Annotated in this window: 26 protein-coding genes and 2 tRNA genes; 8 read left to right on the top strand and 20 right to left on the bottom strand. The window is 59.1% G+C overall.

Annotation, left to right across the window (positions count from 1 at the left end; genetic code table 11):
• Positions 1-20 precede the first annotated feature (20 nt).
• Entirely contained in the window at positions 21-1922 is a 1902-nt protein-coding gene (locus BLL42_RS08040; RefSeq protein ID WP_071551575.1) for a potassium transporter Kup, read from the top strand.
• A gap of 153 nt (positions 1923-2075) precedes the next feature.
• On the opposite strand, the gene BLL42_RS08035 is transcribed toward BLL42_RS08040, so the two are convergent.
• The 5 genes from BLL42_RS08035 to BLL42_RS08015 form a co-directional block, all read right to left on the bottom strand.
• Positions 2076-2369, bottom strand: coding sequence for a DUF3077 domain-containing protein (locus BLL42_RS08035; protein ID WP_071551574.1), 294 nt, complete (start codon positions 2367-2369; stop codon positions 2076-2078).
• 75 nt (positions 2370-2444) lie between these two features.
• Positions 2445-3740 (bottom strand): virulence factor family protein, encoded by a 1296-nt coding sequence (locus BLL42_RS08030; RefSeq protein WP_071551573.1) that lies wholly within the window; start codon positions 3738-3740, stop codon positions 2445-2447.
• Positions 3740-6382 carry a bifunctional lysylphosphatidylglycerol flippase/synthetase MprF gene (mprF, locus tag BLL42_RS08025; protein WP_071551572.1) on the bottom strand — a complete coding sequence of 881 codons (2643 nt, stop codon included), beginning with the start codon at positions 6380-6382 and terminating at the stop codon, positions 3740-3742. The genes BLL42_RS08030 and mprF overlap by 1 nt, the downstream gene beginning before the upstream one ends.
• A gap of 278 nt (positions 6383-6660) precedes the next feature.
• A tRNA-Met gene (locus tag BLL42_RS08020) sits at positions 6661-6737 on the bottom strand.
• Positions 6738-6958: 221 nt separating this feature from the next.
• Positions 6959-7035, bottom strand: a tRNA-Met gene (locus tag BLL42_RS08015).
• Between the two features lie 299 nt (positions 7036-7334).
• Between BLL42_RS08015 and dinB the strand changes: the two genes are divergently transcribed.
• The gene (gene dinB / locus BLL42_RS08010) at positions 7335-8396 is read left to right on the top strand and encodes a DNA polymerase IV (protein ID WP_071551571.1); all 1062 of its coding nucleotides are present in this window, start codon (positions 7335-7337) and stop codon (positions 8394-8396) included.
• A 79-nt stretch (positions 8397-8475) separates the two neighbouring features.
• Here dinB and BLL42_RS08005 read toward each other — a convergent pair whose 3' ends face one another.
• The 4 genes from BLL42_RS08005 to BLL42_RS07990 form a co-directional block, all read right to left on the bottom strand.
• The gene (locus tag BLL42_RS08005; protein ID WP_071551570.1) at positions 8476-9429 is read right to left on the bottom strand and encodes a hypothetical protein; all 954 of its coding nucleotides are present in this window, start codon (positions 9427-9429) and stop codon (positions 8476-8478) included.
• A gap of 17 nt (positions 9430-9446) precedes the next feature.
• Positions 9447-11162, bottom strand: a complete 1716-nt coding sequence (locus BLL42_RS08000; protein WP_071551569.1) for a proline--tRNA ligase — start codon at positions 11160-11162, stop codon at positions 9447-9449.
• A gap of 129 nt (positions 11163-11291) precedes the next feature.
• A complete protein-coding gene (locus BLL42_RS07995; RefSeq protein WP_071551568.1) occupies positions 11292-12854 on the bottom strand; it encodes an AmpG family muropeptide MFS transporter in 1563 nt (520 codons plus the stop codon).
• Between the two features lie 43 nt (positions 12855-12897).
• A complete protein-coding gene (locus tag BLL42_RS07990; protein WP_236721988.1) occupies positions 12898-13212 on the bottom strand; it encodes an MGMT family protein in 315 nt (104 codons plus the stop codon).
• Positions 13213-13415: 203 nt separating this feature from the next.
• On the opposite strand from BLL42_RS07990, the gene BLL42_RS07985 reads away from it, so the two are divergent.
• Positions 13416-14423, top strand: coding sequence for a DUF481 domain-containing protein (locus BLL42_RS07985; RefSeq protein WP_071551566.1), 1008 nt, complete (start codon positions 13416-13418; stop codon positions 14421-14423).
• A gap of 63 nt (positions 14424-14486) precedes the next feature.
• On the opposite strand, the gene BLL42_RS07980 is transcribed toward BLL42_RS07985, so the two are convergent.
• Entirely contained in the window at positions 14487-14696 is a 210-nt protein-coding gene (locus tag BLL42_RS07980) for a cold-shock protein (protein ID WP_002554837.1), read from the bottom strand.
• 353 nt (positions 14697-15049) lie between these two features.
• Here BLL42_RS07980 and dcd point away from each other — a divergent pair, with 353 nt between their 5' ends.
• Both dcd and BLL42_RS07970 read left to right on the top strand, forming a co-directional pair.
• Positions 15050-15616 carry a dCTP deaminase gene (dcd, locus tag BLL42_RS07975; protein WP_071551565.1) on the top strand — a complete coding sequence of 189 codons (567 nt, stop codon included), beginning with the start codon at positions 15050-15052 and terminating at the stop codon, positions 15614-15616.
• Positions 15617-15723: 107 nt separating this feature from the next.
• Positions 15724-15942, top strand: coding sequence for a hypothetical protein (locus tag BLL42_RS07970; RefSeq protein WP_071551564.1), 219 nt, complete (start codon positions 15724-15726; stop codon positions 15940-15942).
• 23 nt (positions 15943-15965) lie between these two features.
• Here BLL42_RS07970 and BLL42_RS07965 read toward each other — a convergent pair whose 3' ends face one another.
• The 6 genes from BLL42_RS07965 to BLL42_RS07940 form a co-directional block, all read right to left on the bottom strand.
• A complete protein-coding gene (locus BLL42_RS07965) occupies positions 15966-16730 on the bottom strand; it encodes an ABC transporter ATP-binding protein (RefSeq protein ID WP_071551563.1) in 765 nt (254 codons plus the stop codon).
• A 13-nt stretch (positions 16731-16743) separates the two neighbouring features.
• The gene (locus BLL42_RS07960) at positions 16744-17862 is read right to left on the bottom strand and encodes a succinylglutamate desuccinylase/aspartoacylase family protein (RefSeq protein WP_071551562.1); all 1119 of its coding nucleotides are present in this window, start codon (positions 17860-17862) and stop codon (positions 16744-16746) included.
• Positions 17863-17874: 12 nt separating this feature from the next.
• Positions 17875-18585, bottom strand: coding sequence for an ABC transporter permease (locus BLL42_RS07955; RefSeq protein WP_071551561.1), 711 nt, complete (start codon positions 18583-18585; stop codon positions 17875-17877).
• Positions 18582-19310, bottom strand: coding sequence for an ABC transporter permease (locus BLL42_RS07950; RefSeq protein ID WP_071551560.1), 729 nt, complete (start codon positions 19308-19310; stop codon positions 18582-18584). Before BLL42_RS07950 ends, BLL42_RS07955 begins: the two co-directional genes overlap by 4 nt.
• A 58-nt stretch (positions 19311-19368) precedes the next feature.
• Positions 19369-20148, bottom strand: coding sequence for a transporter substrate-binding domain-containing protein (locus BLL42_RS07945; RefSeq protein ID WP_071551559.1), 780 nt, complete (start codon positions 20146-20148; stop codon positions 19369-19371).
• Positions 20149-20388: 240 nt separating this feature from the next.
• A complete protein-coding gene (locus tag BLL42_RS07940; protein WP_071551558.1) occupies positions 20389-22839 on the bottom strand; it encodes a penicillin acylase family protein in 2451 nt (816 codons plus the stop codon).
• A gap of 209 nt (positions 22840-23048) precedes the next feature.
• On the opposite strand from BLL42_RS07940, the gene BLL42_RS07935 reads away from it, so the two are divergent.
• Positions 23049-23597 carry a cysteine hydrolase family protein gene (locus BLL42_RS07935; protein ID WP_071551557.1) on the top strand — a complete coding sequence of 183 codons (549 nt, stop codon included), beginning with the start codon at positions 23049-23051 and terminating at the stop codon, positions 23595-23597.
• A 46-nt stretch (positions 23598-23643) separates the two neighbouring features.
• On the opposite strand, the gene BLL42_RS07930 is transcribed toward BLL42_RS07935, so the two are convergent.
• The 4 genes from BLL42_RS07930 to BLL42_RS07915 form a co-directional block, all read right to left on the bottom strand.
• Complete coding sequence (locus tag BLL42_RS07930; protein WP_046046248.1) at positions 23644-23862, bottom strand: SEC-C metal-binding domain-containing protein; 219 nt, start codon at positions 23860-23862, stop codon at positions 23644-23646.
• A 5-nt stretch (positions 23863-23867) separates the two neighbouring features.
• A complete protein-coding gene (locus tag BLL42_RS07925) occupies positions 23868-24353 on the bottom strand; it encodes an LEA/WHy family protein (protein WP_071551556.1) in 486 nt (161 codons plus the stop codon).
• An 88-nt stretch (positions 24354-24441) separates the two neighbouring features.
• Positions 24442-24918: a YchJ family protein gene (locus BLL42_RS07920; protein ID WP_071551555.1), complete on the bottom strand. Its 477-nt coding sequence runs from the start codon at positions 24916-24918 to the stop codon at positions 24442-24444.
• A 4-nt stretch (positions 24919-24922) separates the two neighbouring features.
• Entirely contained in the window at positions 24923-25420 is a 498-nt protein-coding gene (locus BLL42_RS07915; protein ID WP_071551554.1) for a DUF6231 family protein, read from the bottom strand.
• 252 nt (positions 25421-25672) lie between these two features.
• Between BLL42_RS07915 and BLL42_RS07910 the strand changes: the two genes are divergently transcribed.
• The gene (locus BLL42_RS07910) at positions 25673-25951 is read left to right on the top strand and encodes a DUF1145 domain-containing protein (RefSeq protein WP_071551553.1); all 279 of its coding nucleotides are present in this window, start codon (positions 25673-25675) and stop codon (positions 25949-25951) included.
• A complete protein-coding gene (locus BLL42_RS07905) occupies positions 25944-26702 on the top strand; it encodes a collagen-like triple helix repeat-containing protein (RefSeq protein WP_071551552.1) in 759 nt (252 codons plus the stop codon). Before BLL42_RS07910 ends, BLL42_RS07905 begins: the two co-directional genes overlap by 8 nt.
• Positions 26703-26725 lie beyond the last annotated feature (23 nt).

The following is a 26725-nucleotide window of genomic DNA, read 5'->3' as shown; positions in this document are numbered from 1 at the left end:
CTTGGTGGCAGGAGTGGTTGATGAGTCAGGCAAGTAGTCAGGCAGTAGGCTCAGGGCATTCCGGGGCAAAGCCCTTGGGAATGCTGGTGGCGGCGGTCGGGGTGGTTTATGGCGATATCGGTACCAGCCCGCTCTACACCCTCAAAGAGGTGTTTACCGGCGGCTATGGGGTACAAGTCAACCATGACGGGGTGTTCGGGATTCTGGCGCTGATTTTCTGGTCGCTGATCTGGGTCGTCTCGATCAAGTACGTGTTGTTCATATTGCGTGCCGACAACCAGGGCGAAGGCGGGATCATGGCCCTGACTGCACTGGCGCGGCGAGCGTCGGCATCGTATCCGCGGCTGCAATCGGTGCTGGTGATCCTCGGCCTGATCGGCGCTGCGCTGTTTTACGGCGACAGCATGATCACCCCGGCGATTTCCGTATTGTCGGCGGTGGAAGGTCTGGAGCTGGCGTTTGACGGCCTCGAACGTTGGGTCGTGCCGTTGTCGCTGATCGTGCTGGTAGGGTTGTTCCTGATCCAGAAACACGGCACAGATCGCATTGGCAAGTTGTTCGGCCCGGTGATGGTGTTGTGGTTCGTGGTGCTGGGTGTACTGGGTGCTCTTGGCATCTCCCAGCACCCGGAAGTGCTGAATGCGCTGAACCCGGTCTGGGGCGTGCGCTTCTTCACGAATCATCCCGGCATGGGCATCGCCATTCTCGGTGCTGTGGTGCTGTCGCTGACCGGTGCTGAAGCGCTGTACGCAGACATGGGGCACTTCGGTCGCAAGCCGATTGCCCGTGCCTGGTTCGCCTTGGTGTTGCCGGCGCTGGTGCTTAACTATTTCGGCCAGGGTGCCTTGCTGCTGGAGAACCCGGACGCGGCGCGTAACCCGTTCTATCTGCTGGCGCCGGGCTGGGCGTTGGTTCCATTGGTGGTGCTGTCGACGCTGGCGACCGTGATCGCTTCTCAGGCAGTGATTTCCGGGGCGTTCTCCCTGACTCGTCAGGCGATTCAACTCGGTTACATTCCACGCATGCACGTTCAGCACACCTCCAGTGCCGAGCAAGGCCAGATCTACATTGGTGCAGTGAACTGGACCCTGATGGTCGGCGTTATTTTGCTGGTGATCGGTTTTGGATCGTCCAACGCTCTGGCTTCGGCCTACGGTGTCGCGGTGACCGGGACCATGCTGATCACCAGTATTCTGGTGGCGGCGGTCATGCTGTTGCTGTGGAAATGGTCGCCTATCCTGACGGTGCCGATCCTGGTTGGCTTCCTGCTGGTGGACGGGCTGTACTTCGCTGCCAACGTACCCAAAATCGTGCAGGGCGGTGCCTTCCCGGTATTGGCGGGGATTGTGCTGTTTGTCCTGATGACCACCTGGAAGCGCGGTAAAGAGCTTCTGGTGGATCGGCTGGATGAGGGCGGTCTGCCGTTGCCGATTTTCATCAGCAGTATTCGCGTACAGCCACCTCACCGGGTCCAGGGCACAGCGGTGTTCCTCACGGCACGAGCGGATGCGGTTCCTCATGCGTTGTTGCACAACTTGCTGCACAACCAGGTGCTGCATGAACGGGTGGTGCTGCTGACAGTGGTTTACGAGGACATTCCACGGGTGCCGATGCAGCGACGGTTTGAGGTCGACTCTTACGGCGAAGGCTTCTATCGGGTGATCCTGCACTTTGGCTTTACGGACGAGCCGGATGTGCCGCAAGCGCTGAAGCTGTGTCCTCTCGATGAGCTGGACTTCAGTCCGATGCGTACGACTTACTTCCTCAGTCGAGAAACGGTCATCACCTCCAAGCTCGTCGGCATGGCTCGCTGGCGTGAGGTGTTGTTCGCCTTCATGCTGAAAAACGCCAACGGCAACCTGCGGTTCTTCAAGTTGCCGGTGAACCGGGTGATTGAGCTGGGTACACAGGTAGAGATGTAAGCCCCACAAAAAGATCGCAGCCTCCGGCAGCTCCTACGCGAAAACTGCGTACAACTTGTAGGAGCTGGCGCAGCCTGCGATCTTTTGATTTTGCTGCTCACAAAAAGCCCCCGTTGCCAGTTTGGTAGCGGGGGCTTTTTCGTCTCTGTGCCTTTAGTTGCTTTCAGGCCGTTGGTCTTCAGATTTGGTCTTTGTCCGGGCAGGTCGCGGGGTCAGGACCTTTACCACATCATCAATCACTGCCTTACTCATTGCCGTCAGATAATGCGCGGCCCAGGCGTGGCGGTCGGTGCCTTTTGCGAAGGCGGCATCCTGAGCAAATGATCTGGCGAGGAACAGCAAATCGGAGGCTTGTGTCAATGCTTCGACGATGGGGACGCCGGCGCGGACGTTGAATAACGCCTGATCCGAGCAGTAGATCAGTGGCGTGAAACCGATGGTTTTCAGTTCTGAGGGTGAGAACCATAAAAAAGCCCCCGTTACCTTGCGGTAACGGGGGCTTTTTGTTGAGCCCGGTTCAGATCACTGTTCAGCAACCTTGTCCTTGCTCTGGCGCTTCACGATGGCATCGACCAGACGTTTGGCCAGGGCCGGGTAGTTCTCGTCGAAGTGGTGGCCGCCGGGTAGCTTCATGGCTTCGCCAACAGCAGTCTTGTCGGTGCATCCGCTCTCGGCGATTTCTTCTGCGCCGTAGATGCATAGCACCTTGTCGGCCGGCAGCTTGGCCATTTCCGGGCCGGTGGCGGCTTCTTTGCCGGCGTTGCCGAGCCAGCCATCAACTTCGATTTCGAAGCTGCCGGTGCGAGCGAACGCCAGCAGGATGATTGCATCGACCCGTTGCTGTTCGCTTTCCGGCATGCGGTTGTAGATCGCTGGCAAGACGTCAGCGCCGAACGAGTAGCCCGTCAGGATGAAGCGTTTGGTGCCCCACTTCTGGCGGTAGTGCTGCATCAGTTCGGCAAGGTCGATGGCGCTTTGCTCAGGGCTCTTGTGCTGCCAGTAGTAGCGCAGGGTGTCGATGCCGACCACCGGGTAGCCGATCTTCGCCATTTCACCGGCCACGTCACGGTCCAGGTCGCGCCAGCCACCGTCACCGGAAAGGAACAGGGTAACGGTGTCCTTGGCCTGGCCGGCAGGCACTTCGACCACCGGAATATTCAGGCCGCCGTTGCCCTTGTCGGCGCCGACGAGGATCTTGCGCAGTTCGTTGTTGAGGACTTGCGGCAGGTTGATGTCGTAGTCGCTGATGCTGGTTTCGGCATTGGGTTGATCGCGTACAAATCCGGCGCTGGTGTCGTCCGGGTTATCGTTCCATGCGACCAGCCAATGACCGTGAGCTGCGCTTTTTGGCAGCAAGTGGGTGCAGCCGGGTTTTTCCAGCGCCAGGTCTACTGAAACGGCCTGGGACTTGTCGTCTTTTTGCTCGGCCAACCAGCGCCAGGCCAGGACGGCGCCAGGGCCGATGCCGCTGACCAGGGTCGCTGGGCCTTTGAGCTGTTGGATAGCCGATTGCAGGGCGCTGCCTTGCTGCGTGCAATCCGTGGGCAGGACCACCTGAACGATTTGCGCGGCACCGCCTTGGCTCAGGGTCATCAGCTGCTTGTCGCTGAGCTTTTGATCTTCGTTCACCGCGACCACCACCTGGGCGCGCGGCGTGGTGCCGGGAATGACACGGGTCATTGCCGGACCATCAATGGGCGTCAGCAGTTCGAGCGTGGGCTCTGGTGCCGGGCGGTTCCAGTACCAGTAACCGCCACCGAGGATCACAGACAGCACCACCAGAGTGGCCAATACATACCGCCAGGAGCGTTGAATCATCAGCGTTTCACCAATCCAGTCAAGCCGCCCGCAATCAGGGCGGCGGTATCGGCCAGTGCCACCAACGGATCGAGTCCGGCGGGCACGGCCATGTAACGAGGTTCCCAGTCAGGCTGGAATTTGTCCTTGAAGCGGCGCAACCCCTGGAAGTTATAGAGCTGCTCGCCACGGCGAAACACCATAGAGCCGAGGCGTTGGGTCAGTGGCGCGCCACGACGGGGTTGCAGACCCGACAGCGGCACCATGCCCAGACTGAAACGTGCATATCCATGGTTTTTATAATGTTGAATCAGGCCGACCATCATGAACTCCATGGTCAGCTTGGGGGCGTCCGGGTGTGCGCGCATCAGGTCGAGGCTGGCCAGGTCGTGGCTATACGTCTCGAGCAGGTTGGCGAATGCCACCGGGCGACCTTCAAAGTGAATGATCGCGATACGGAAGTGCTTGAGGTAATCGTCGCTGAAACGGCCGAGAGAGAAGCCTTTCTCGCGAACGTTCTTGCCGGTCAGCCAGGCATCGGAAATGACCTTCAGTTCATCCATTGGTGCGTGACCCGGTTCGTAGATTTCCAGCGACAGGCCATCGCGGGAGCCACGGTTCCAGGTGTAACGCAGGTCCTTCATCTCTTTGCCCTTGGCTTCGAGATCAAAGCGCAGCAGGTCAACCCGGGCTTCTTCGCCCAGTTTGATCGCGGTCAGGCCGATGTCCATGTAGTACGGCAGGTTTTCGGCGCGGACCTGATAAAACACCGGACGGGCGTGATGAAGGTCGCAGAGGTCACGGAACTGCCAGATCATCTCCGCGCGTTGCTGGGTCGGGCCGATCGGGTCGTACAGGGCCACCAGGCTGCGGCCACGACGCGCATACATCAAGAACGCTTCGTCGTTAGGGTGGAACAGTAGCGCCTTGTCACCGGTCAGCGCCAGACCACCGTCCGGTTGCGACGAGGCCATCAGGATTTTCACCGCCTTATCCAGTTCTGCGGCGTCGGGCTGATGAATCACCGGGCGCGCAGTGCGCAGCAGCCAGGTCAGAGACACCACCACCAGCAAGACTGCCGCGCCAAGCAGCGAGCGCAGGCCGCGTGGGGCATCAGAGTCCAGGGTGAACTGCCACCACAGTTGATGGCTGTACGGCACATCCTGATAGGCGAACAGCAGCAGCCAGATCGAGGCACCCAACACGCACAGGCTGGCCACCAGGTACAGCGGCGAGAACGGCACTTCGGTCAAACGGCTTGGACGGTAGAAGGAGCGACGGAAGATCGCCAGCAGGCTGGCGGTCAGGATCATCAGGCAGGCTTCTTCCCAGTCGAACCCTTTGAGCAGCGAGAGCACGGCACCGATCATCAGCAAAATGGTGGTCAGCATCCACGCGGCCGAGAGGCGACGGCGCAGGCCTTGAGCCAGCAGCAGGCAGAGCACGCCGATCAGACTGGCACCGAAGTGCGAGGCATCGACCAGGCGATGGGGGATCAAGAATCCGATGTGTTCCAGGCGGGTGTCGATTTCCGGTGTCGCACCGGAGAACAGCAATACGACGCCAGACAGGAACACCAGTATCGCCAGTACCGGCGCGGCCATGCCCGAGGCGGCGCGCAGCGATTGACGGGTGTTGAACAGGCGTTGTGCTTCATTGATCAGCAGCAGGACGCAAGCCGCCAATAGCGGCAGAACCACATAGATCAGGCGATACAGCAGCAGGGCGGCCGCCAGTGGCGCAGCGCCGAGTTTGTCGGCAAAGGCCGCCAGCAGAATCGCTTCGAATACCCCGACACCGCCCGGCACGTGGCTGAGCACACCAGCGGCCAGGGCCAGCAGATAGACCAGCAGGAAGGCGCCGAACGGTGGCGCTTCCGGCAGCAGCAGATAAAGCACGGTCGCAGCGGCTGCCACGTCCAGTGCGGTAATCACCAATTGCAGGAAGGTCAGGCGACGACCCGGCAAGCGTAGCGTGCGTCGACCGATGCGAACCAGCAGATTATCCGTATACGGTTGCTCTGGCAGGCGGCGGCGGTAGATGCCGATGGCCAATACCGAGCAGAGCAGCAGCACGGCAATTGCAATTGCGCCCAGCAACGGCTGTGACAAATGCAGCGCAGTGGAAGCGGCAGGCAGGTTGCTGAGTGTCGCCAGGGCCGCGAGCGGTGGCAAAGCGCAGCCCAATGACAGGCTGGCAAACAACGTCATGTGGGCGACTTCCGACGCCCCGAGACCGTGACGTGCGTACAGGCGGTAACGCACCGAACCGCCGGACAGCAGCGAAAGGCCAATGGCGTTGCCGATGGCGAATGCGGTGAAACCACCCAGAATCATCGTGCGCGGCGGCAGGCTCACGCCAGCGTAACGAGTGGCCGACCATTCATAGCCGAGCAATATGATGAAGCCTGCAATGGTTGCGCCCAATGCGCCGAGCAGGGCCGGCTTCGGCACTTCCAGAATCGAGTCGTGCAGGGCGTAGAGATCGAGTTCGCTTAATAGATGGCGACAGGCAATCAACGCGATAGCGAACAATAGCAACGTGACCGCCAGGCCAATGGGCTGACGGTACTTGCTGACCAGATCCAGCCAATGTAGACGGGTGGCAATGATCGGTTGTGTCGCTGTGACGGTGTCTTGTGAATCAGACGAGTTGGCGCGCATCAATCACCTCTTGGATTGTGCGCGACAGGATGGGGGTATCCAGCCAAGTTACCAATCCCTGTAGAAAAAAATAATCACAAATATTAACGCGTATCACCGAGCATCGGGGATTACGCACACTCAATCGTAGAGAGGCTTGCCTGCGACTCAGCATAGCCTGATCTGGTGGACCCTGAAGAGCGCCAAAGGTTCTTGACACATTGCCAGATCATTGTTGCGAAAGGACTTTTCTACAGATACAAAAAAGGCCGCTCTTTCGAGCAGCCTTTTTTGATGTTTGGTTGCGGGAGCCGGATTTGAACCGACGACCTTCGGGTTATGAGCCCGACGAGCTACCAGACTGCTCCATCCCGCGTCTGTGTGGCGGCATTCTACAGGCGATCGCCTGAGTGTCAACCGTTAATAGTCCGCTTGGTCAAATTAACGTTAATTAGCGTCGAGCGGTCGCTGCGCTCAGGTTAAGTATAAGAAGCGAAAAGGGTTTTTCTCGGCTCAGGCGACGAGAGGGGAGGATGAGAGACGAAAAACATACGCGCACAAAAAAGGCCACTCTTTCGAGTAGCCTTTTTTGATGTTTGGTTGCGGGAGCCGGATTTGAACCGACGACCTTCGGGTTATGAGCCCGACGAGCTACCAGACTGCTCCATCCCGCGTCTGTGTGTCGGCATTCTACAGAGGATCGCTGGGGTGTCAATCGCTAATTCAGAAAAATCTGTTCCTGTTCAATTGCTTAGCGTATCAAGCTGGAGGTCGAATAGGGCTTGAGGGCTTGCTGTGCAAGGCTTTCAGCTCTATTGACGGATTAAGTTCGATTGAAAAAATAAATCCAGCGAAGGCGTTTCCTACTGCTAATAGAGAAGAATCAAAGCACTGGTGCTATATACAGTTGTCAGTGAGATACTGGCGATCCGGTTCGCCGTAGTCCCTTTTCCTTCATCGAACACCGCCTTATATGACGCAGCGCAAAATCATCCACGTCGATTGTGACTGCTTCTATGCCGCCATCGAGATGCGTGACGACCCGACTCTGGCGAGCAAACCGCTGGCGGTGGGTGGCTCGGCGGATCATCGCGGTGTTATCGCGACGTGTAATTATGAAGCGCGGGCGTATGGGGTGCGCTCGGCCATGTCATCACGGCATGCCTTGAAGCTGTGCCCGGACCTGGTCATCGTCAAGCCGCGAATGGATGCCTATAGAGAGGCGTCGAAAGAGATCCAGACGATTTTTCGTGATTACACCGACCTGATCGAGCCACTGTCGCTGGATGAGGCGTACCTGGATGTGTCCGAAAGTACGCATTTCGCTGGCAGTGCCACGCGAATTGCCCAGGACATTCGGCGCCGGGTCTCCAATCAGCTGCATATCACCGTCTCGGCGGGTGTGGCGCCGAACAAGTTTCTCGCGAAGATCGCCAGTGACTGGAAAAAGCCCAACGGGTTGTTTGTGATCACGCCGGATCAGGTCCAGGACTTTGTCTCACAGTTGCCGGTGACCAAGCTGCACGGCGTCGGCAAAGTCACCGCCGACAAGCTGGCGAAGCTCGGTATCGTCGATTGCCTGCAGTTACGCGATTGGAACAAGTTGGCGCTGGTGCGCGAATTTGGAAGTTTTGGCGAGCGTCTGTGGGGTCTGGCGCGTGGGATCGATGATCGGCAGGTGCAGAACGACAGTCGTCGGCAGTCGGTGAGTGTCGAAAACACCTACGATGTGGACCTTCCGGATCTGCTCAGTTGCCTGGATAAGCTGCCGGAGCTGCTGGAAACCCTGAACGGGCGTATGGCGCGGATCGATAGCAGCTACCGTCCGGGAAAGCCGTTCGTCAAAGTGAAGTTTCATGACTTTACCCAGACGACGCTGGAGCAAGCCGGGGCGGGGCGAGACCTTGGCAGCTATCAGCTGTTGCTGGCACAGGCTTTCAATCGGGGTGGCAAACCCGTGCGATTATTGGGGATTGGTGTGCGTTTGCAGGATCTGCGGGGCGGGTTCGAGCAGTTGGATCTGTTTGAGCGTTGAAAAGATCGCAGCCTGCGGCAGCTCCTTGGGGATAGGTGTGCATTCTGTAGCTGCCGCAGGCTGCGATCTTTTCAAACTATCAATTGGCGCCTGGATCCGCCACCAATCGCCCGGCATCCTTGGTCAACGACTTGAGAAACTCGCTTTGCAACTCGGGATCGTTGCGGGTCAGTTCGATCAGGCTTTGTTCCAGCTCGCTGGCTTCTTCTTCCAGACCCAACTCCGACAGGCGTTTGACCCGGTGCACCCACTGGCTCACTTCGTCGTCTTCAAGGTCGTCGTAAATCAGCGAATGAGCTTCCAGCAGCTTGCTGCGCAAGGTGCTGCTGATTGTCAGGGACGAGTCGGTGTGCACGTCGTCCTGAGCATCTTCGACAGTGATCTGCAGCTTGCCGATATGATTCAGGTCCTGCTCCGCGAACGGGCTGTCGAGCAGGTTCAGGCGCAACACGCCGTTGCGGTCAGTGGTGAGCTCGAAGGTCTGCTTGCCGGCCCTGACCTCTACCGGGCGCTCGTTCCATGGCAGACTTGAGTATTCCATGCGTTTATCACGCTGGACTTCATCGATGCCGGCCAGGTTCTGTTGTGCGCGACCGCGGGACTGTACGTTCATGAACGGGTTGAGCCCGTCAATGCCAGTGCTGATCCAGTCCCTTGTCATGCTGTCTGGCAGATTACCGAGGGCGAACACGTTGACGATGTTCGCGCCGACGCCAGCCACCAACGCCACCGCGCCCAGCGGGATCTCGTAGACCTTGCGCCAGGGTTGGTACGGCGTGTAGCGATCGTAGCGGCGGGTGACGTCGTATTCGGTGACTTCGAAGGTTTTCTGCTCGTGAATCCGTACCCGGCGTTGCGGCAGCTCAAGCACCTTAGGCTCACCGACATCGATCTGCAGGCTGTGATCGAGCAGTTTGCGCTCGATGCGCTCCTCGTGCTCGCTGCGTTGTGACATCTGATTGGCGCAGCCGCTGAGCAACAGGGTGCCGCACAGGGCGGCACCACCGAGGTTTAAGGTGTTTCGCTTGAACATGACTTCTCTATCTGGTGTCAGCGGCGGATACGAGCCTGGAGAAACGACAGTACGTCAGCGACCGGCAACGCTTGTGGCTCGGCCTCGGTACGGCTCTTGTATTCCAGGTTGCCGTCGGCGAGGCCGCGGTCACTGACCACGATCCGGTGAGGAATGCCGATCAGCTCCATGTCCGCAAACTTGATGCCCGGGCTGGTTTTCTTGTCGCGATCGTCCAGCAGTACCTCGAAGCCGGCGGCGGTCAGTTCCGCATACAGCTTGTCGGTAGCTTCGCGAACCTGCTCGGTCTCATAGCGCAGAGGCACCAGGGCGATCTGGAATGGCGCGAGGGCGTCGCTCCAGATGATGCCTTTCTCATCGTTGTTCTGCTCGATGGCCGCCGCTACTACGCGGGACACGCCGATGCCATAGCAACCCATTTCCAGGGTTACCGGCTTACCGTTCTCGCCGAGCACTTCGCACTTCATCGCTTTGCTGTACTTGTTGCCCAGCTGGAAGATGTGCCCGACTTCGATGCCGCGTTTGATTTCCAGGGTGCCTTTGCCGTCAGGGCTCGGGTCACCGGCCACGACGTTACGCAGGTCGGCCACGGTCGGTACTGGCAGATCGCGCTCCCAGTTCACGCCGAAGTAGTGCTTGTCGTCGATGTTGGCACCGATGCCGAAGTCGCTCATCAGCTCGACGGAGCGGTCGATGATGATTGGCAATGGCAGATTCAGCGGGCCGAGAGAGCCAGCGCCGGCACCGATAGCGTCACGCAGTTCAGCTTCGGAGGCCATGACCAGTGGGCTGGCAACGCCAGGCTGGTTGGCGGCCTTGATTTCGTTGAGTTCGTGGTCGCCACGAATGATCAGCGCGATCAGCTTGCCGGCTTCTTCGGCGTGAACCACCAAGGTCTTGATGGTTTTTTCGATCGGCAGATTGAAGCCTTCCACCAGTTGCGCGATGGTTTTTGCGTTCGGTGTGTCGACCAGGCGCAGTTCTTCGGCAGGTGCAGGGCGAGAAGTCTCGCGTGGCACGGCTTCGGCTTTTTCGATGTTCGCTGCGTAGTCGGAACCGTTGCTGAAGACGATGTCGTCTTCGCCGGATTCGGCCAGTACATGGAACTCGTGGGAGCCGGCGCCACCAATGGAGCCGTTGTCGGCTTCAACCGGGCGGAATTTCAGGCCGAGTCGGGTGAAGACGTTGCAGTAGGCCTGATGCATGCGGTCGTAAGTGACCTGCAGCGATGCCTGATCAGCGTGGAACGAGTAGGCGTCCTTCATGATGAACTCGCGGCCGCGCATCAAACCGAAGCGTGGGCGGATTTCATCGCGGAATTTGGTCTGGATCTGGTACAGGTTGATCGGCAGCTGCTTGTAGCTGCTCAACTCGTTGCGCATCAGGTCGGTGATCACTTCTTCGTGAGTCGGGCCGGCGCAGAAGTCGCGACCGTGGCGATCCTTGAAGCGCAGCAATTCAGGGCCGTACTCTTCCCAGCGACCGGATTCCTGCCACAGCTCAGCCGGTTGAGTGCTCGGCATCAACACTTCGAGAGAGCCGGCGGCGTTCATTTCTTCACGAACGACGGCTTCGACCTTGCGCATCACTCGCAAGCCCATCGGCAGCCAGGTGTACAGGCCGGAGGCGAGTTTGCGGATCATGCCGGCGCGCAGCATCAGCTGATGGCTGATGACGACCGCATCGGAAGGCGTTTCTTTCTGTGTGGCGAGCAAATATTGACTGGTACGCATGGTAGGCCGTTGTCGGTTGCTGAAGACTAGAAATGACGGAGCATTGTACGGGCGAGATTTGCTGGCGTACAGGATTGCGGCCGGCGGCGTGGCTCGAAGGCGGGGAAACTCCCGCGCCTTCGAGGGTTCTTACGATTCTTCTGCGGCGGTAGCGGTCTGGGCCGGCTCGGGCGTTGGTGTCGGACCTTCGCGACGGTTTTCCTGGAACCAGTGCAGGGCGATCAATAGCAGGGTCGGCACGCCAAGCAGCGTCGTGATGATGAAGAAGTTGTGATAACCGTACTTCTCCACCATGACTCCAGAGTAGCCGCCGATCAGGCGTGGCAGCAGGAGCATGATCGAGCTGAGCAGGGCGTACTGGGTCGCGGAAAACTTCAGGTTGGTCAGGCTCGACAGGTAGGCGACGAAGGCTGAGGTGGCCATGCCCGAACTGAAGTTGTCCAGGGAGATGGTGACGATCAGCATCTCCAGGTTGGCGCCCATGTCGGCGAGCATCACAAACAGCAGGTTGGTGGCGGCTGACGCGAACCCGCCGATGAACAGAATCGGCAGAATGCCGAAGCGCACGATCAGCAGGCCGCCCATGCCGGCGCCTATCAGGGTCATGATCAGGCCGAAGATCTTGCTGACGCCGGCGATCTGATCCTTGGTGAAGCCCAGGTCGATGTAAAACACGTTGGCCATTACGCCCATGACGGTGTCGGACATCCGATAGGTGGCGATCAGGCCTAGCAGCAGAAAGGCCTGCCAGCGGTAGCGTACAACAAAGTCGTTGACGGGCGTCAGCACCGGGGCCAGGCCGCGGCGTCCCATGGCAGAGAGGCACAGGCTGGTCAGGATGATGTAGAGCAGCGCCCGTAGAAACGCTCGATCTTCCAGCAGTAGATCCATTGGGCTCATGGCGCCCGTGATCACGCTGGCGAAGTCAGTGTTGTAGAGCTGAGTAAACATCGCGGGTACGGATACCAGCAAGACGATGAGTACGAATACCGACACCAGTTGGTGCGCAAAGCTGTAGCGTCCGGCGGACAGTTGGGTGCGCAGCGGCACGGGGGGCTCGCGCATGAGCAGGGTGGTCACCAGCGCCGGGATCATCAGCAGGCCGAACAGCGCGTAGGTGCCGGTCCAGGCCGAGTGTTTGTAATTGAATCCGGTGGAACCGAAGCCTTCGGCAATGAATAGCGCGCCCGCTGTCGCCAGGAGGGCCGCGACCCGATAGCCGGACATATAACTGGCCGCCAGTGCTGCCTGGCGCGTGTCGTCGACAATTTCCAGGCGATAGGCATCGACGGCAATATCCTGGGTGGCGGAGGCGAATGCGACCAGAACGGCAATCGCAATCAGCCAGGACAGGTGTTTTTGCGGGTCGCAGAAACCCATGCCGATCAGGCCGAGGATCAGCAGTATCTGCGCCAGGACCAGCCAGGAGCGTCGTCGGCCGAGTTTGCCGAGTAATGGCAGGCGCCACTGGTCGAGAAGTGGCGACCACACCCATTTAAACGCGTAGGCCAGCCCGATCAGGCTTGCATAACCAATCGTTTCACGGGCGACACCAGCCTCACGCAGCCAGACGGAAAGCGTTGAGAACACCAGCATGTAGGGTAGGCCGGCGGCGAAACCCAGTAGCAACAGTACGAGCGTCGAGGGGCTGGCATAAGCAGCGAGCGCGGCGCGCCAGGTTTTACGGGGCATGGGCTGGAGTCTGCCTCAAAATTGCGAAAACAAAGCGCGCACTCTAACCGCTGTGCTCTACCGGACGCCAGCCATGACGCTGAATATCAACGCGATTGTTCAGGATACTGACCCCTTCCATGTGTAAGCGTGCCCGCTGTTCATCCCCTGAGGGGCTGCCCACTGGCAAGCTGAGGCGACCGCCGGCACCCAATACGCGGTGCCAGGGCAGTTTGGTGTCGCCGGGCAACTGACTCAATGTGCGTCCCACCCAACGCGCGGCCCGCCCCAGGCCTGCCAGTTCGGCGAGCTGACCGTAACTCACCACTTTGCCTTCCGGAACCTGGGCCAGGGTCAGGTAGAGCGTGGTTCGGCGCATCTGTGCCGGGTTTTCGGTTTCATTGTTGGCGTCAGTCACGTTGCCGCTTCCTGATGAAGGTGTTGAGGCTTTCTCTAGAGTAAATCTTCAGCGGGCGAATGAGAAATCAACTCAAAACAAATGCTTGGGTCAGTCCTTGCCAAGGCATTTACGGAGGGGATAATACCGCCTCCTTACAGCAAACCTGAGTCTTGTCCTTGTTTATGTTGTCCAGAACCCTGATGTGTCTCGCCGTTATCAGTGCTTCTACGCCCTTGCTGGCCGATACGGTCTGGTTGAAAAACGGTGACCGCTTGAGTGGCAAGATCAAGGTCTTCGACGGCGGGAAGCTGTTGATTCAGACTGAATACGCCGGGGCGATAGCGATTGACTGGAAGCAGGTCAAAACGCTGGAAAGCGATCAGGAGTTGCTGGTCAAGCAGGATGCCTATACCGGCGAAAAAGCCAAATCACTGCGGGCTGCCGAAGCCGGCAAAGTGACCCTGGCCAATGGGGAGGCGCCGAAAACTGTCGAACTGGCGAGTATTCAGCAGATCATCAAGCCCAGGCCGGTCATTGAAGACATGGTGTGGAAAGGCAATGTCGATATGGCGCTGGATTACCAGCGAGCGGAAAAGGACACCAATAGCTACGACATTGATTTCAAGACCAGCGCCCGTCATGGCAAGTGGCGTCATACCGCTGAGGGTGAGTACAACCGCGAATTCCAGAATGACGTGGTCACCACGGATAATTGGCGTGCTGAATACGCCCTCGACCGCTTCATCACCGAAAAATGGTTCTGGGAAGGGCGTTTGACCTACAGGCGCGACAAGGTTGAAGACCTGTCCCGCCAGCGCACGGTGGGTACCGGCCCGGGCTATCAATTCTGGGACGATGAGCTGGGGGCGTTTTCTCTGGGCTCGCTGCTCAACCGTACCGACTATGAGTACAAGGGTGGCGGTCAAGACAACTTCTATTCCCTGGCAATGAAGTGGGACTACAACCGCTACCTGATCGGCAAGACAGTTCAGCTTTTCTCCAGTGGTGAGGTCGGCAAGCCGTTGTCTGGCGTCGCGAACTACGCCCTCGATGCGGAAGTTGGGTTGCGCTACAAGGTGACGGAGTGGGCATCGCTCAATCTGAAGGCCGAGCGAGACGTGATCAGCGGCACTGAGAATAGTGATCTCAGCAAGACTCGCTATACGGCAGGCTTTGGTGTGGCCTGGTAAAAACAGACGGGCACAAAAAAGCCCCGCTTTTGAGGGCGGGGCTTTTTACTAAATCAGGACAAGTTAGATAACTTGAACTTCTTCAGCTTGCATGCCTTTCTGACCGCGGGTAGCGATGAAAGAAACCTGTTGGCCTTCTTTCAGGCTTTTGAAGCCGTCGGATTGGATAGCTTTGAAGTGAACGAACAGGTCGTCACCGGATTGTGGAGTGATGAAGCCGAAGCCTTTTTCATCGTTGAACCACTTAACGGTACCGGTTTGGCGATTAGACATGGTGTAACTCCTTGAACAAAGATAACTGCGACTCAGGAAGAACCCTGGCCGAGACTGAGTGCAAAGAGCAGGAAAAATTCTTGTAGATGGTTGGATCGAAATTCAACATATCGTGTAGAGATTCTCAGTGACACAAGCAGCACAGTGGCGCCACCTTAACCCTTTTTCCTGAACGTGCCAATGGTCTTTACGAAGGTTTCTCTGTTTTCATGACTGACGGTGCGCTGTATTGCCGCGAAGACCCGGAAGTCGTAGGGGATCGGCGAGAATTGTGCCCCGGACTTTGAACCGGCGGCGCGCCCCGGTAAGATGCCGGACAGAATTTTTCCACCTCGCTATTCAGGACACCCGCCATGAGCATCAAATCGGACAAGTGGATTCGCCGCATGGCCCAAGAGCACGGCATGATCGAGCCCTTCGTAGAGCGCCAGATGCGTGGCGAAGGCTCCGAGCGGCTGATTTCCTTCGGCGTATCGAGCTACGGCTACGACGTGCGTTGCGCCGATGAATTCAAGGTGTTCACCAACATCAATTCGGCGACCGTCGATCCGAAGAACTTCGATGAGAAGAGCTTCGTCGACGTCAAAAGCGATGTGTGCATCATTCCGCCCAACTCGTTCGCGCTGGCCCGTACCGTCGAATTTTTCCGTATTCCGCGTAACGTATTGACGATCTGCCTGGGCAAGAGCACCTACGCTCGCTGCGGCATCATCGTTAACGTCACGCCGCTGGAGCCGGAGTGGGAGGGCCACGTGACCCTGGAGTTCTCGAACACCACCACGTTGCCGGCGAAGATCTACGCCAACGAAGGCGTGGCACAGATGCTGTTTTTCGAGTCTGACGAAGAGTGTGAAGTGTCCTACAAGGACCGTGGCGGCAAGTACCAGGGCCAGCGTGGCGTGACCCTGCCGCGTACCTGAGTCAGCCGTCTGACAAGCCGTTGGAATTCCTGAGCGGGCGTACACTCTATGGGGTGTACTGCTCCGATGCGCGCAAGGCGCATCGGGCCATCGCTCAGGAGTGATTCATGAAGATCGATCCGCGAATAAGTGCCGAACTGGCAAGGCTTGAGCCCAATCAAGTGGGCCTGCTGGCCTGGTCATTGCTGGCGCATCCGCCTGTCACGCTGGCCGGCGGAATCCCTGGTCAACCCGACCCCGATACCCCGAACGAACAACCGACCGAGCCTGGCGAGCCTGGCGAACCCACCTTGCCGGATAAGCCGCCTCCCGCGCCGGTTGCCTGACGAAAAGCGAGGCAGGGCCGGGGTTACTTGAGATTGCCGCTAAGGAATTGCTTGAGGCGTTCGCTTTTCGGGTTACCGAGCACGTCTTCGGGCGCGCCTTCTTCCTCCACCCGCCCCTGATGCAGGAACAGCACCTGATTGGACACCTTGCGGGCAAAGCTCATTTCATGGGTCACCATGATCATGGTCCGGCCTTCTTCGGCCAGCCCCTGGATCACCTTGAGCACTTCGCCCACCAGTTCCGGGTCCAGCGCCGAGGTCGGTTCGTCGAACAGCATGACTTCCGGCTCCATCGCCAGGGCGCGGGCAATCGCCACCCGCTGTTGCTGGCCGCCCGACAGAAACGCCGGGTATTGATCCGCCACACGCGCCGCCAGGCCGACCTTGTCCAGATAACGCCGGGCGCGATCTTCTGCGTCCTTCTTGCTGACCCCCAGCACCCGGCGCGGGGCCATGGTGATGTTTTCCAGCACCGTCATGTGGCTCCACAGGTTGAAGTGCTGGAACACCATGGCCAGTCGGGTACGGATTCGTTGCAGTTCGGCTTCGTCGGCCACCCGCATGCCATGGGGGTCCTTGATCATGCGAATCGCTTGACCGTCCAGGCTCATGGCGCCGTCGTTGGGTTGTTCGAGAAAGTTGATGCAGCGCAAAAAGGTACTTTTGCCCGAGCCGCTGGCGCCGATCAGGCTGATCACGTCACCGGTCTTGGCCTTGAGCGAAACACCCTTGAGCACTTCATGGGTGCCGTAGCATTTATGCAGGCCTTCGATGGTCAGTTTGTACATGGGGCATGCATCCTCAAGGCGAAAGTAGGTAACCGGTGCGATAGGCTTCGAGCCCCGCAACATGGGCGATCACCATGCCGGCAGTGGCCATCCGGCGAGTCGAACGGGCATAGAGCAGGCCGGCGTTGGCGCAATGAACCGGGGTCACGCGGTCGCCGATCGGATCGATGATTTCGGCGATCAATTGTCCCGGCTCAAGGTATTCGCCGGGCATCACGCTGTACACCAGCAAGCCGCCGACCGGGGTCGCGACCGGCTCTACCGCGGCCAGCGGAGTGGCAGGGTAGGGCAGTTCGGGCAACGGCGCGGCCTCACCTTCGATGGCACCGAAATGAATCAGATAATCGATCAGCGCCTGGCAGTCGAGGCTGGCCAGCGGATGATTGACGTCGCCTTGACCGCGCAATTCGACGGTCACCGAGAAACTGCCCAGCGGAATGTTGAAGTGCTCACCGAAGCGTTCCTGCATTTGCCACCAGACCAGCGTGAAGCACTCGTCGAACGAATGACCGCCGGAGTCGGTGGCCAGCAGGCTGGCTTCGGCGCCGATGTAGCGCGCCAGTGGCTCGACCTGCGGCCAGGCCTCGGGCGTGGTGTACAGGTGCGCAACGGCCTCGAAGTCACAATGCAGGTCCAGCACCATGTCGGCATCGCAGGCCAGTGTTTGCAAGGTCAGGCGCTGGGATTGCAGTTGAGTACTGGCGGTTTGCCGAGCCAGCGCGTTGCGCAGGCTGCTACGGATCAGCTCGAGGTTGTGTTGCGGGTCGCCGTTCAGTTGCCCTTCGATCTCGTTGCCGATTTCTTCACCGAGGTCAACGAACCAGCGGTTGAAGTTCTGTCCGCTTTCCAGCTCGTAGCGGCCCAGTGGCACGTCCATCAGCACTTGTTCGAGGCCAATTGGGTTGGCCACGGGCACCAGCACGATCTCGCTGCGCAGACGGCCGGCGGCTTCGAGCTCCGCCAGACGCAGCTTGAGGTGCCAGGCCACCAGCATGCCGGGCATTTCGTCGGCGTGCAGCGAGGACTGGATGTAAATCTTACCCTTGGCCTGGGTCGGGCCGAAGTGGAAGCTGTGGATCTGTCGTGCAGTGCCCGGCAGCGGGGCAAGCAGGTCATGGATCTGGTGGCGCATTTGAAAAAAATCCTAGTGGGTCGGTCCGAGGAACGCCAGCCATCGGCGTTCGGCCAGTCGGAACAGGCCGACCAGTGCAAAGGTGACGGTCAGGTAAATCAGCGCGGCAATGCCGAACGATTGAAAGGTCAAAAAGGTCGCCGAGTTGGCATCCCGCGCCACTTTCAAAATGTCCGGGACGGTGGCGGTGAAGGCCACAGTGGTCGAGTGCAACATCAGGATCACTTCGTTGCTGTAGTACGGCAACGAGCGGCGCAGGGCCGACGGCATGATCACGTAGGCATACAACTTCCAGCCCGTCAGGCCATAGGCCTTGGCCGCTTCGACTTCGCCGTGGTTCATGCTGCGAATCGCCCCGGCGAAAATCTCCGTGGTGTAGGCGCAGGTGTTCAGGGCAAAGGCGAGGATGGTGCAGTTCATCGCATCGCGAAAGAACGCATCGAGCACCGGTTGCGCGCGGACCGCGGCCAGGCTGTAGATCCCGGTGTAGCAAATCAGCAGCTGGATATACAGCGGCGTACCGCGAAACAGGTAGGTGTAGAACTGCACCGGCCAGCGCACGTAGAGCGTGCGGGAAACCCGGGCAATCGACAGCGGAATCGACACCAGGAAACCGATGAAGATCGAGGCGCTGAGGAGCCACAGGGTCATGGCCAGGCCGGTGATGTGGTAACCGTCGGTGTAAAGAAACGGTTTCCAGTAGTCCTGTAGAAGTTCGATCATCGTATGGCCTCCCGGGCACCGGCGGCATAACGGCGTTCAAGCCTGCGCAGGACATAGTTCGAAGCGCTGGTGATCAGCAGGTAGATCAAGGCGGCCAGCACCAGGAAGTAGAACAGTTGATAGGAACTTTTACCGGCGTCCTGAGCTGCTTTGACCAGATCGGCCAGGCCGATGATCGACACCAGCGCGGTGGCCTTGAGCATCACCATCCAGTTGTTACCGATACCCGGCAGGGCGAAACGCATCATTTGCGGGAACACCACGAAGCGGAACCGCTGACCGCGTTTGAGGCCGTAGGCAGTGGCGGCTTCGACCTGACCCCGGGGCACGGCAAGGATCGCACCGCGAAAGGTTTCAGTGAAGTACGCGCCATAAATGAAGCCCAGGGTGATGACCCCGGCGCTGAACGGGTTGATTTCGATGTATTCCCATTCCATAAAGTCGGTCAGGGAGGTCAGCCAGGTTTGCAGGCTGTAGAAAATCAGCAGCATCAACACCAGGTCCGGTACGCCGCGAATCAGTGTGGTGTAGACCTGGGCTGGAACTCGCAGCAGTTTGAGGCTGGAGAGTTTGGCAGTGGCGCCGAGCAGGCCGAGCAACACGGCTACCAGCAGCGACAACACCGATAATTTGAGGGTCATCCAGGTACCCTGTATCAGCAGCGGGCCAAAGCCCTTCAAGCTGAAGGCAGAAAGCCCGAGGTTTTGTAACAGCTCTTCGAACATAAAATCTGCGACCTGATAGCGTGAAAAAAGCGCCCATCACGAGGATGGGCGCCGGGCATTATTTGCCGCTGTACAGATTCAGATCACCGAAGTGTTTCTTTTGAATGGTCGTGTAGGTGCCATCATCGTGTAACGCTTTGATACCTTTATCGAGAAGGGCTTTGAGCTCTTTGTTACCTTTCGAGATACCGACAGCTGTTTTGGCCGGCAGCAAAGGATCGTTGACCGGCTTGCTGACTTCGTAAGCGGCACCTTGTGGCGACTTCAAAAAGCCCAGTTGGGCTTGCAGCATGTCCTGGATCGAGGCGTCCAGACGGCCGGAAGTCAGGTCAGCGTAAACCTGGTCCTGGTTGGCGTAGGCCTGAGTGGTCACGCCAGCCTTGTCCAGCACGGCCTTGGCGTAGGCTTCCTGGATGGTGCCTTGCTCGTAGCCGACCTTTTTACCCTTGAGCGAGGCCACGTCAGAAATGCCGGAGCCTTTCTTGTAGACCAGTGCGGTCGGGCCGGAGAACAGCTCGCTGGAGAAGTCGATGACTTTTTCGCGGGCTTCGGTGACGGTCATGGAAGAGATCACACCGTCGAATTTATTGGCCTTGAGGCCCGGAATCATACCGTCGAAATCGCTTTCGACCCATTTGCACTTGACCTTCAGCTCGGCGCAGATCGCGTTGCCCAGATCGATGTCGAAGCCCACCAGGCTGCCGTCGGCCGCTTTGGACTCGAACGGAGCGTAGGAAGGGTCAACGCCAAAACGCAGTTCTTTGTATTCCTTGGCCAGTGCGGAACCAGCGGCCATGCACAACGCCAGTGCAGAAAGGGTCAGCAATGCTTTTTTCATTATTCAATCCCTAAGAACCAAGATGAGCGCTTGTGGCGCGGAATTATTGTTACTGGAAAGCGTAAGACCTTATGAAAGTAGCAATTTCCGAACCAGAGTCCCGAACAAGCGTTTTAAAAGTTGATTCAAGAGCGTCTGGAGAGAAATCGTGCCCGAAAACGGGCACGAACAATTTGTCGCACCAAAGTAGAGCGATTCATCGCAAGGAAGCAAGCGCCCTTGCCACAGATCCCCAACGCATTACTTACCCGGCACCAGGGTCAGCCGCGTTTTGCCATACGCCTTGTCGAAGTTCTGCGGTTGCATCGGCAAGCTCATGTATTGGCCTTTGAGCCACGGGTCGATGCTGTCGATATAATTCGGGCTGGCCGGGTTTCCGGATTGGCCGGTACCGTTCTGGCCCATTAGCGGTTCGGCCTGGCCGAAGTCGACAATGAAACGCATCGTCGGCACCAGTGTCACGTTGAAATCCTGTCCCCAAGTGTAGGCGGCAGCGTTCAACGTGGAGTGGTCACCTCCGGCAGACAGGGCACTGCGTACGGTCTGGCCGCGGGTGTTTTTCCATTCGTAGTGGTGCAGTTTGCCCCACTGCCAGGCTTTGTGGTCGGCGCCCATCTGGCTCTCGCCAGCCGTGATGGCCGCGGCCAGGCTGCGGGCGAGAATGGTCGGTTTGTCTTCTTTTTGCGGCGTGCGGATGTCATCCCAGAACGGGCTGTCTTCGCGGCCCAGCAAATGGTCGGCCTGGGCCGAATAGGACAATTTGCCGTTGGCGACGAAGGCCTTCCACGTCGGGCTGGACTCCGGGCCGAGTTCGTCGAGGAAGATTTGCTTCATGCTTTCTTGCAGGAACAACTCGTAGATCGCTGCGTCGGTCGAGGTCGGGCTGAGCTTGCCGTCGAACGCCATCAAGCGGCTGAACGCCTCGCGCGCTTTGTCGGCTTCAGCAGCGGGCAGGGCGTTGATTGCCTGTTTAAGCGGCTGCGACATGCCGGGGGCTTCAAACATCTTTTTCAGCTTGGCGGCGAACAGCGTGGTCTGGTCGTACTGCATGGCAATCATGCTGCGGCTGTCATGCTTGCTGGCACCCGCCAGCTCGGCGATACGCTCGCCACGCTCAGGGGCGGCCCAGGAATTGGACAGCTGCATGCCGTAACCGTGGGGGATGACCCGCTGGTTGGCGGTGCCGATCCAGCCCTGGGCCGGGTCCTGGTCGTAAGGGTGAAGCATCGGGTCGGCATAGCCGTCCCAGTCGTAACGACCTTCCCAGCCTGGCGACGGCAGCAAGCCTTCACCTTCGCGGCGGTTCGGGAAACGCCCGGTGACTTGCCAGCCGATGTGGCTGGCGTCGGCGAATACCATGTTCAACGCGATAGCGCGGATCTCACGGCTGGCGTCTGAGGCTTTCTCTGCGCTCTGCGCCCGGGACAGGTCGAAGAAAGCGTCCAGGCTCTTGTCGTCCGTAAAGTTCGGCATCTGCAATGCCAGACCGAAACCATTGCCCAGTGCACTGCCTTGGGCGCTGTTGAGCAGTGGTCCGTGGCGGGTTTCGTACACGACTTCGCGAATCGGCCGCTGGCCTTTGACGAAGTAGGTTTCGTTGCGAACGGTTGCTGGCTGCCATTTGCCTGCGACTTCGTAGGCAAGGCCATTGCCCTGACGCTTGAGCTTCTCGAGGAACAGGTCCTGGTTATCGCCCATGACCGCAGTCATGCTCCACGCCACCTTGCCGTTGAAACCGGCGAGGACCATAGGAATACCGGCGATGGAAACCCCGGCAGCCTGGTACTTCGGCGCACGAATTTGCACGTAGCTCCACAGCGACGGCACGCCAATCGGGAATTGGCTGTCGCTGGCCAGCAGGCTTTTGCCGCTGCGGCTGCGTTGCGGGGCAATTGCCCAGTTGTTCGACGCCGTGGCGCCGAGCAGATTCAGCGCGGACAGCTGTTCGCCGGCTTTGCTGAGTTCGCTCAGGCCCGGGATCGTACCGTTGAGCTTCACGCCTTTAAGCTTTTCAGCTTCGGCGAGCGGCAGTTTTTCATCCGGATAGGACGGCGACAGCCACGCGAGTTTGTCTGTAGTGACGGTTTGCGCCATCACCAGCGAGGCGATTTCTTGCGGCAGATTGGCTGACTGGCTGAAGTTCAGCAGGCAGAAAATCAGCGCCGAATCTTCCGGTTTCCAGTATTCCGGCTTGTAGCCAGTGGCGGCCAGGTCCGACGGCAGCTTGTCGCGATAACGGAACAGGTAGGCGTTGACCCCGCGGGCATAGACTTCGAAGAAGCGTTGCAGGCGCGGTGAGGACGCTTTGTAGAGTTCGTCGGCACTTTTCTTCAGGTTGACTGCGCGCATGTAGCGGTCAGCGTCCAGCATTTCCGCGCCGGACATTTCCGATAAGCGACCCTGGGCCAGCAGGCGCATGGTAACCATCTGGCTGATGCGATCACTGGCGTGTACGTAACCGAGGGTGAACAGCGCATCGTGGAAGGTGTTGCTTTCGATCAGCGGCATGCCCATGGCATTGCGGCGCACTGATACGTTCTGCGCCAGCCCTTTGAGCGGCTGCACGCCGGAAGTGGGTGGCAGGCTGTCCTGGGCATTCCAGGTCTGGCAACCGGTGAGGCTGAGCACACTGGCCACTGCTGCGGCAACGCCGAACCGGGGAAGAAAAGATGTAAGGGCTGGCGAGGCCATGGCAAAGCTCCTGCGGGGGTAGTACCGATTAGTGGCGCTACGTTAGTGAGCGGCAGGGGGCCGCGCAAGCGGAGGGCGATCTTATTTCAAGGTTTGTCCGATAAATCACAGGATTTGACGCAGGTGGTAAGCGTTCCACGACTTGCCTATCGGAAAAGGTGGTGCTCAAGTGTCAGGATTTCGATGACTCGTACAGGAGAAGATTTGCCATGGAGCTACACACCAACGCAGCGTTGATCCTCATTGATCAACAAAAAGGCATTCACCACCCCAAGCTCGGACCACGTAATAACCCCGACGCCGAGGAGTACATGGCGCAGTTGCTGAGCGAATGGCGGCGCATGGCGCGGCCGGTGATTCATGTGCAGCACTTGTCCCGCTCACCGGAATCAGTGTTCTGGCCGCAGCAGTCGGGTGTCGAGTTTCAGGAAAGGTTCGAGCCGCTATTGGGCGAGCGTGTGATCCAGAAGCAGGTGCCGGATGCGTTCAGTGGGACGACGCTTGCGGCGAGTCTGCGTGAGGCGGGAATCGAGCAACTGATCATTGTCGGCGTGGCGACCCACAACTCGGTCGAGTCCACGGCGCGTACGGCGGGCAATCTGGGGTTTGAAACCTGGGTCGTGGAAGACGCCTGCTACACCTTCGACAAGGTCGACTTCTTCGGCAAGAAGCATTCGGCGCAGGAGGTGCATGCCATGTCGCTGGGCAATCTGCACGGGGAATACGCAACGGTGATCCGAATCACAGAGATCCTGTAGGAGCGGCCGGGCGGCGTTCCTACAGGGGATGCGTTCGGCTAGAGAATCAAGCGCCGTGGCACTTCTTGAACTTCTTGCCGTTGCCGCATGGGCAAGGGTCGTTGCGGCCAACGTCTTTCAACGCGTTGCGCACCGGCTCCTGGTGAGCGTGGCCGCAGTTCGGGCCGTGGACATGGCCATGGTCGTGATCATGGTGGTCGTGATGGTCGTGATGGTCATGATCGTGGTTGCAGTCAGGTCCATGGACATGGGGTTGCTGGGTCATCGAGGTTACTCCGGAATAAAATCGCCGGGAATTATCTCGCCATAACGGGCCTGGTGCACGTCATTGCCGATGAATAATCCGGTTTTCAACTCACCCTCCAGGCGATAGGGGATCGGCTGGTCGGGTTTCTTCAGCAATTTCACCACCTCGCGCAGGTGCTGCCAGAGGTTGGTACGAATCGGCACCTCGAAATAGCTGCTGCTTTTTGGGTCGACGGTGAACCATTCGCTGGACTCGCCTTCGGCCAGCAGGAACTCGTTCAAGTGAATCCGGTACACCAGGCCGCGAACCGTAAGGTTGGAGTCGTTGGGGTTGTCGACGCGAAAATACAGCATGAATTTCTGCTCAAGGAGTTTGGCGCGCACCACTTCGACTTTGAGCAGGTGAACTTGCGGGTCGAGGGTGTCGTCAGCGAACCAGGATGCACAGCCGCCGAGGCTCAGGACCATTAGCAGGGTGAGGGTTTGTAAGGCACGTCGCTGACTGGTCATGGTGGTGTTTCTCCTGGCCCCCAAAGATCGCAGCCTGCGGCAGCGTACACCCTGAGCTGCCGCAGGCTGCGATCTTTTAGGGCCCACCTCACGCAGTGAAATAACTCGCGCAGCATTTCTTGAATTTCTGCCCGCTGGCACAGGGACATGCATCATTGCGTCCGGCCTTGAGCTGCACAGTCGGGTCGATGAAGTACCAGCGACCGGCGTTTTGCACAAAGGATGAACGTTCGCGGTGGCTGTGCTCGCCGGTGCTGTCGTGCCAGCGTGCGGTGAAGGTGACGAATGCATGTTCGGGCTGGCCGCCGAATACCTCAGAGCTTTCCACTTCAAGGCCAAGCCAGGTGCTTTGTGCGCTCCAGTCGCTGATTGACTGGCGATCCAGGCCAGCCTGTTGGGCGGGCAGGGTGGTGGCCAGCAGATAGTCGATAAGGCCCAGCACATAGGCGCTGTAGCGCGAGCGCATCAAGGCTTCCGCGCAAGGCGCGGGGTGGCCGGCGTGGTAGTGGCCGCAGCAGGCATCCAGCGGGGTGCCACTGCCGCACGGGCAAATGGATGTACTCATCGTGTTACCACCAGTATTTTCCGAAGTTTTCCGGATTGGCCCAGAACCGTGAATTGAGCCAGTCAGGCACTTGTTTGTAGTCAAGCAGATCGTAGGTAAACAGCGTAAGGACCTGTTCGTCACGCTGGAAGCGTTCGCTGGCCTGCAGTGCCAGGGAAAAGAAGTCGGTTTCTTGCCAATCGCAGGCTTTCAGGTCCGCAAGCACTGCGATGCGGTTGGCGTTGAGATTGCGAATCCCGCCGAGCAGGTTCAAGCCATCGCGTTTGGGCAGATGCTCAAGGCAGTCAAGCGCCAGTACCAGGTCGAAGCGTTGTGCAGCAAGCGCAGGTGGCAGAGGGCCGGGGGCGACGTGAGCGACACAGGCATCCGGGTGCGCGAGCTTGAACGCTTCGAGCGCGGGGAAGTCGCTGGCGCCGATCAGCAACAGACGTTGTGGCGCATAACGGTCGAGCAAGGCGGCGAGCGCTTGCTGGGGCGTGCGCGAAGAAATACCTGCGGTCATCGAAGATCCTCAATCAGATGTGCGAAGACTAGCCTGCCCCGGCTTCGGGGCCTAGAGCCGGTTTGCAGGCAATGGCGGGAGCTGCCGTAAATACGGGGCGCAAAGCCGTTGGGTTGAACGGCTGATGGGTCGCTGATCGACAGTTGCGACGCTCTAAACCGCCCGTTCAGAAGAATTTTCGTTGGCCTCTGGCTTATCCGTTGTGGAAGTCGGTACTGTGCGCGCAAAGAATAATGATCTGCGGGGGCGTATATGAAGGTGCTTTGGGGCTTGGGGAAGGGTTTGACCCTGTTGTTCTGGCTGGTGCTGCTGGTGAATCAGATCAGCCCGTTGAACAGTCCGTTTCATCTTATGATCAATCTGGCCGGTAGCCTGTTGCTGATGACCCATGTTGTGGAGCTGGTGCTCTATAACCGTAATCTTAAAGAGCGGGCTCATCCGTGGCGTGATCGCTTGCAGATCCTCGTTGTCGGTATTTTCCATGTGCAAACCCTTGCAGCTCCTGCCGCCGGGGAGGTTCGTCATGCGTAAGCTCTGCCTGCTCGCCGCCTTGATCAGCCCAATGGCGATGGCTCAAGTGGTTACGGTCGAGACCAACTCGCTGCTGCGTTTGCCCAATACCGCCAGCACCTTGCAGCTGGAGCGCCTGGAAGTCGCCGATAATGGCACGCTGCTGATCCCCTCGAACGTGACCGAGCTGAGCGTTGGCGAGTTGCGTCTGGGCCGTGAGGCGCGGATCGCCATTGTCCCCAGCGAACAGGGGCTGCAACTGAATATCAGCCGTGCGCAGCTTGCCAGTGGCAGTCAGATCACCTCGCGAGGTGCGCCGGGTACCTACCTCAAGGCCGCCCGCGCCGGGCGCAACCTGAATCTGCGGATTGCCTCGCTGAACGCTCCCGAGTTGTCGGTGGATGCCCGCGGCGGTGCCGGTGCGCCGGGTTACGAGGGGCTCGATGGCGGCAACGGTCAGGAACCGGGTTGCACGTGGGGCCAGGCCGGGCATGGGGCGGATGGCGATAATGGAGGCGATGGTCATGCCGGGGCGCCGGGCGCGCAGGTGCGTGTGGAATTACCACGTGATTATCCGGCCCGGCAGATCAAGGTGTTGGTCGACGGTGGCGCCGGCGGCGTGGCGGGTGCCGGCGGCAAACCGGGCGCGGGCGGCAAGGCCAAAGGTTGCTTCGTCTACCGTACCGACGGCGGCAAAAGCGGTCGTGCGGGGGCGCAAGGTCAGCCAGGTCCTGCCGGCGCGGCAGGTGCCGTGACGGTGCAACGGTTGTAAGTAATCGTTCTCACACACTGCGC

It is taken from the genome of Pseudomonas frederiksbergensis (genome assembly GCF_001874645.1).
Taxonomy (GTDB): Bacteria; Pseudomonadota; Gammaproteobacteria; order Pseudomonadales; family Pseudomonadaceae; genus Aquipseudomonas; species Aquipseudomonas frederiksbergensis_B.
The sequence above is the reverse complement of the archived record's forward strand: the minus strand, read 5'-3'. Positions and strand labels throughout refer to the sequence as shown.

What these genes read in the sequence shown, in the direction of transcription:
- BLL42_RS08040 (WP_071551575.1), top strand. Translation starts at nt 21, where the DNA reads ATGAGTCAGGCAAGTAGTCAGGCAGTAGGCTCAGGGCATTCCGGGGCA.
- BLL42_RS08030 (WP_071551573.1), bottom strand. Translation starts at nt 3,740, where the DNA reads ATGATTCAACGCTCCTGGCGGTATGTATTGGCCACTCTGGTGGTGCTG.
- mprF (WP_071551572.1), bottom strand. Translation starts at nt 6,382, where the DNA reads ATGCGCGCCAACTCGTCTGATTCACAAGACACCGTCACAGCGACACAA.
- dinB (WP_071551571.1), top strand. Translation starts at nt 7,335, where the DNA reads ATGACGCAGCGCAAAATCATCCACGTCGATTGTGACTGCTTCTATGCC.
- BLL42_RS08005 (WP_071551570.1), bottom strand. Translation starts at nt 9,429, where the DNA reads ATGTTCAAGCGAAACACCTTAAACCTCGGTGGTGCCGCCCTGTGCGGC.
- BLL42_RS08000 (WP_071551569.1), bottom strand. Translation starts at nt 11,162, where the DNA reads ATGCGTACCAGTCAATATTTGCTCGCCACACAGAAAGAAACGCCTTCC.
- BLL42_RS07995 (WP_071551568.1), bottom strand. Translation starts at nt 12,854, where the DNA reads ATGCCCCGTAAAACCTGGCGCGCCGCGCTCGCTGCTTATGCCAGCCCC.
- BLL42_RS07990 (WP_236721988.1), bottom strand. Translation starts at nt 13,212, where the DNA reads ATGCGCCGAACCACGCTCTACCTGACCCTGGCCCAGGTTCCGGAAGGC.
- BLL42_RS07985 (WP_071551566.1), top strand. Translation starts at nt 13,416, where the DNA reads ATGTTGTCCAGAACCCTGATGTGTCTCGCCGTTATCAGTGCTTCTACG.
- BLL42_RS07980 (WP_002554837.1), bottom strand. Translation starts at nt 14,696, where the DNA reads ATGTCTAATCGCCAAACCGGTACCGTTAAGTGGTTCAACGATGAAAAA.
- dcd (WP_071551565.1), top strand. Translation starts at nt 15,050, where the DNA reads ATGAGCATCAAATCGGACAAGTGGATTCGCCGCATGGCCCAAGAGCAC.
- BLL42_RS07970 (WP_071551564.1), top strand. Translation starts at nt 15,724, where the DNA reads ATGAAGATCGATCCGCGAATAAGTGCCGAACTGGCAAGGCTTGAGCCC.
- BLL42_RS07965 (WP_071551563.1), bottom strand. Translation starts at nt 16,730, where the DNA reads ATGTACAAACTGACCATCGAAGGCCTGCATAAATGCTACGGCACCCAT.
- BLL42_RS07960 (WP_071551562.1), bottom strand. Translation starts at nt 17,862, where the DNA reads ATGCGCCACCAGATCCATGACCTGCTTGCCCCGCTGCCGGGCACTGCA.
- BLL42_RS07955 (WP_071551561.1), bottom strand. Translation starts at nt 18,585, where the DNA reads ATGATCGAACTTCTACAGGACTACTGGAAACCGTTTCTTTACACCGAC.
- BLL42_RS07950 (WP_071551560.1), bottom strand. Translation starts at nt 19,310, where the DNA reads ATGTTCGAAGAGCTGTTACAAAACCTCGGGCTTTCTGCCTTCAGCTTG.
- BLL42_RS07945 (WP_071551559.1), bottom strand. Translation starts at nt 20,148, where the DNA reads ATGAAAAAAGCATTGCTGACCCTTTCTGCACTGGCGTTGTGCATGGCC.
- BLL42_RS07940 (WP_071551558.1), bottom strand. Translation starts at nt 22,839, where the DNA reads ATGGCCTCGCCAGCCCTTACATCTTTTCTTCCCCGGTTCGGCGTTGCC.
- BLL42_RS07935 (WP_071551557.1), top strand. Translation starts at nt 23,049, where the DNA reads ATGGAGCTACACACCAACGCAGCGTTGATCCTCATTGATCAACAAAAA.
- BLL42_RS07930 (WP_046046248.1), bottom strand. Translation starts at nt 23,862, where the DNA reads ATGACCCAGCAACCCCATGTCCATGGACCTGACTGCAACCACGATCAT.
- BLL42_RS07925 (WP_071551556.1), bottom strand. Translation starts at nt 24,353, where the DNA reads ATGACCAGTCAGCGACGTGCCTTACAAACCCTCACCCTGCTAATGGTC.
- BLL42_RS07920 (WP_071551555.1), bottom strand. Translation starts at nt 24,918, where the DNA reads ATGAGTACATCCATTTGCCCGTGCGGCAGTGGCACCCCGCTGGATGCC.
- BLL42_RS07915 (WP_071551554.1), bottom strand. Translation starts at nt 25,420, where the DNA reads ATGACCGCAGGTATTTCTTCGCGCACGCCCCAGCAAGCGCTCGCCGCC.
- BLL42_RS07910 (WP_071551553.1), top strand. Translation starts at nt 25,673, where the DNA reads ATGAAGGTGCTTTGGGGCTTGGGGAAGGGTTTGACCCTGTTGTTCTGG.
- BLL42_RS07905 (WP_071551552.1), top strand. Translation starts at nt 25,944, where the DNA reads ATGCGTAAGCTCTGCCTGCTCGCCGCCTTGATCAGCCCAATGGCGATG.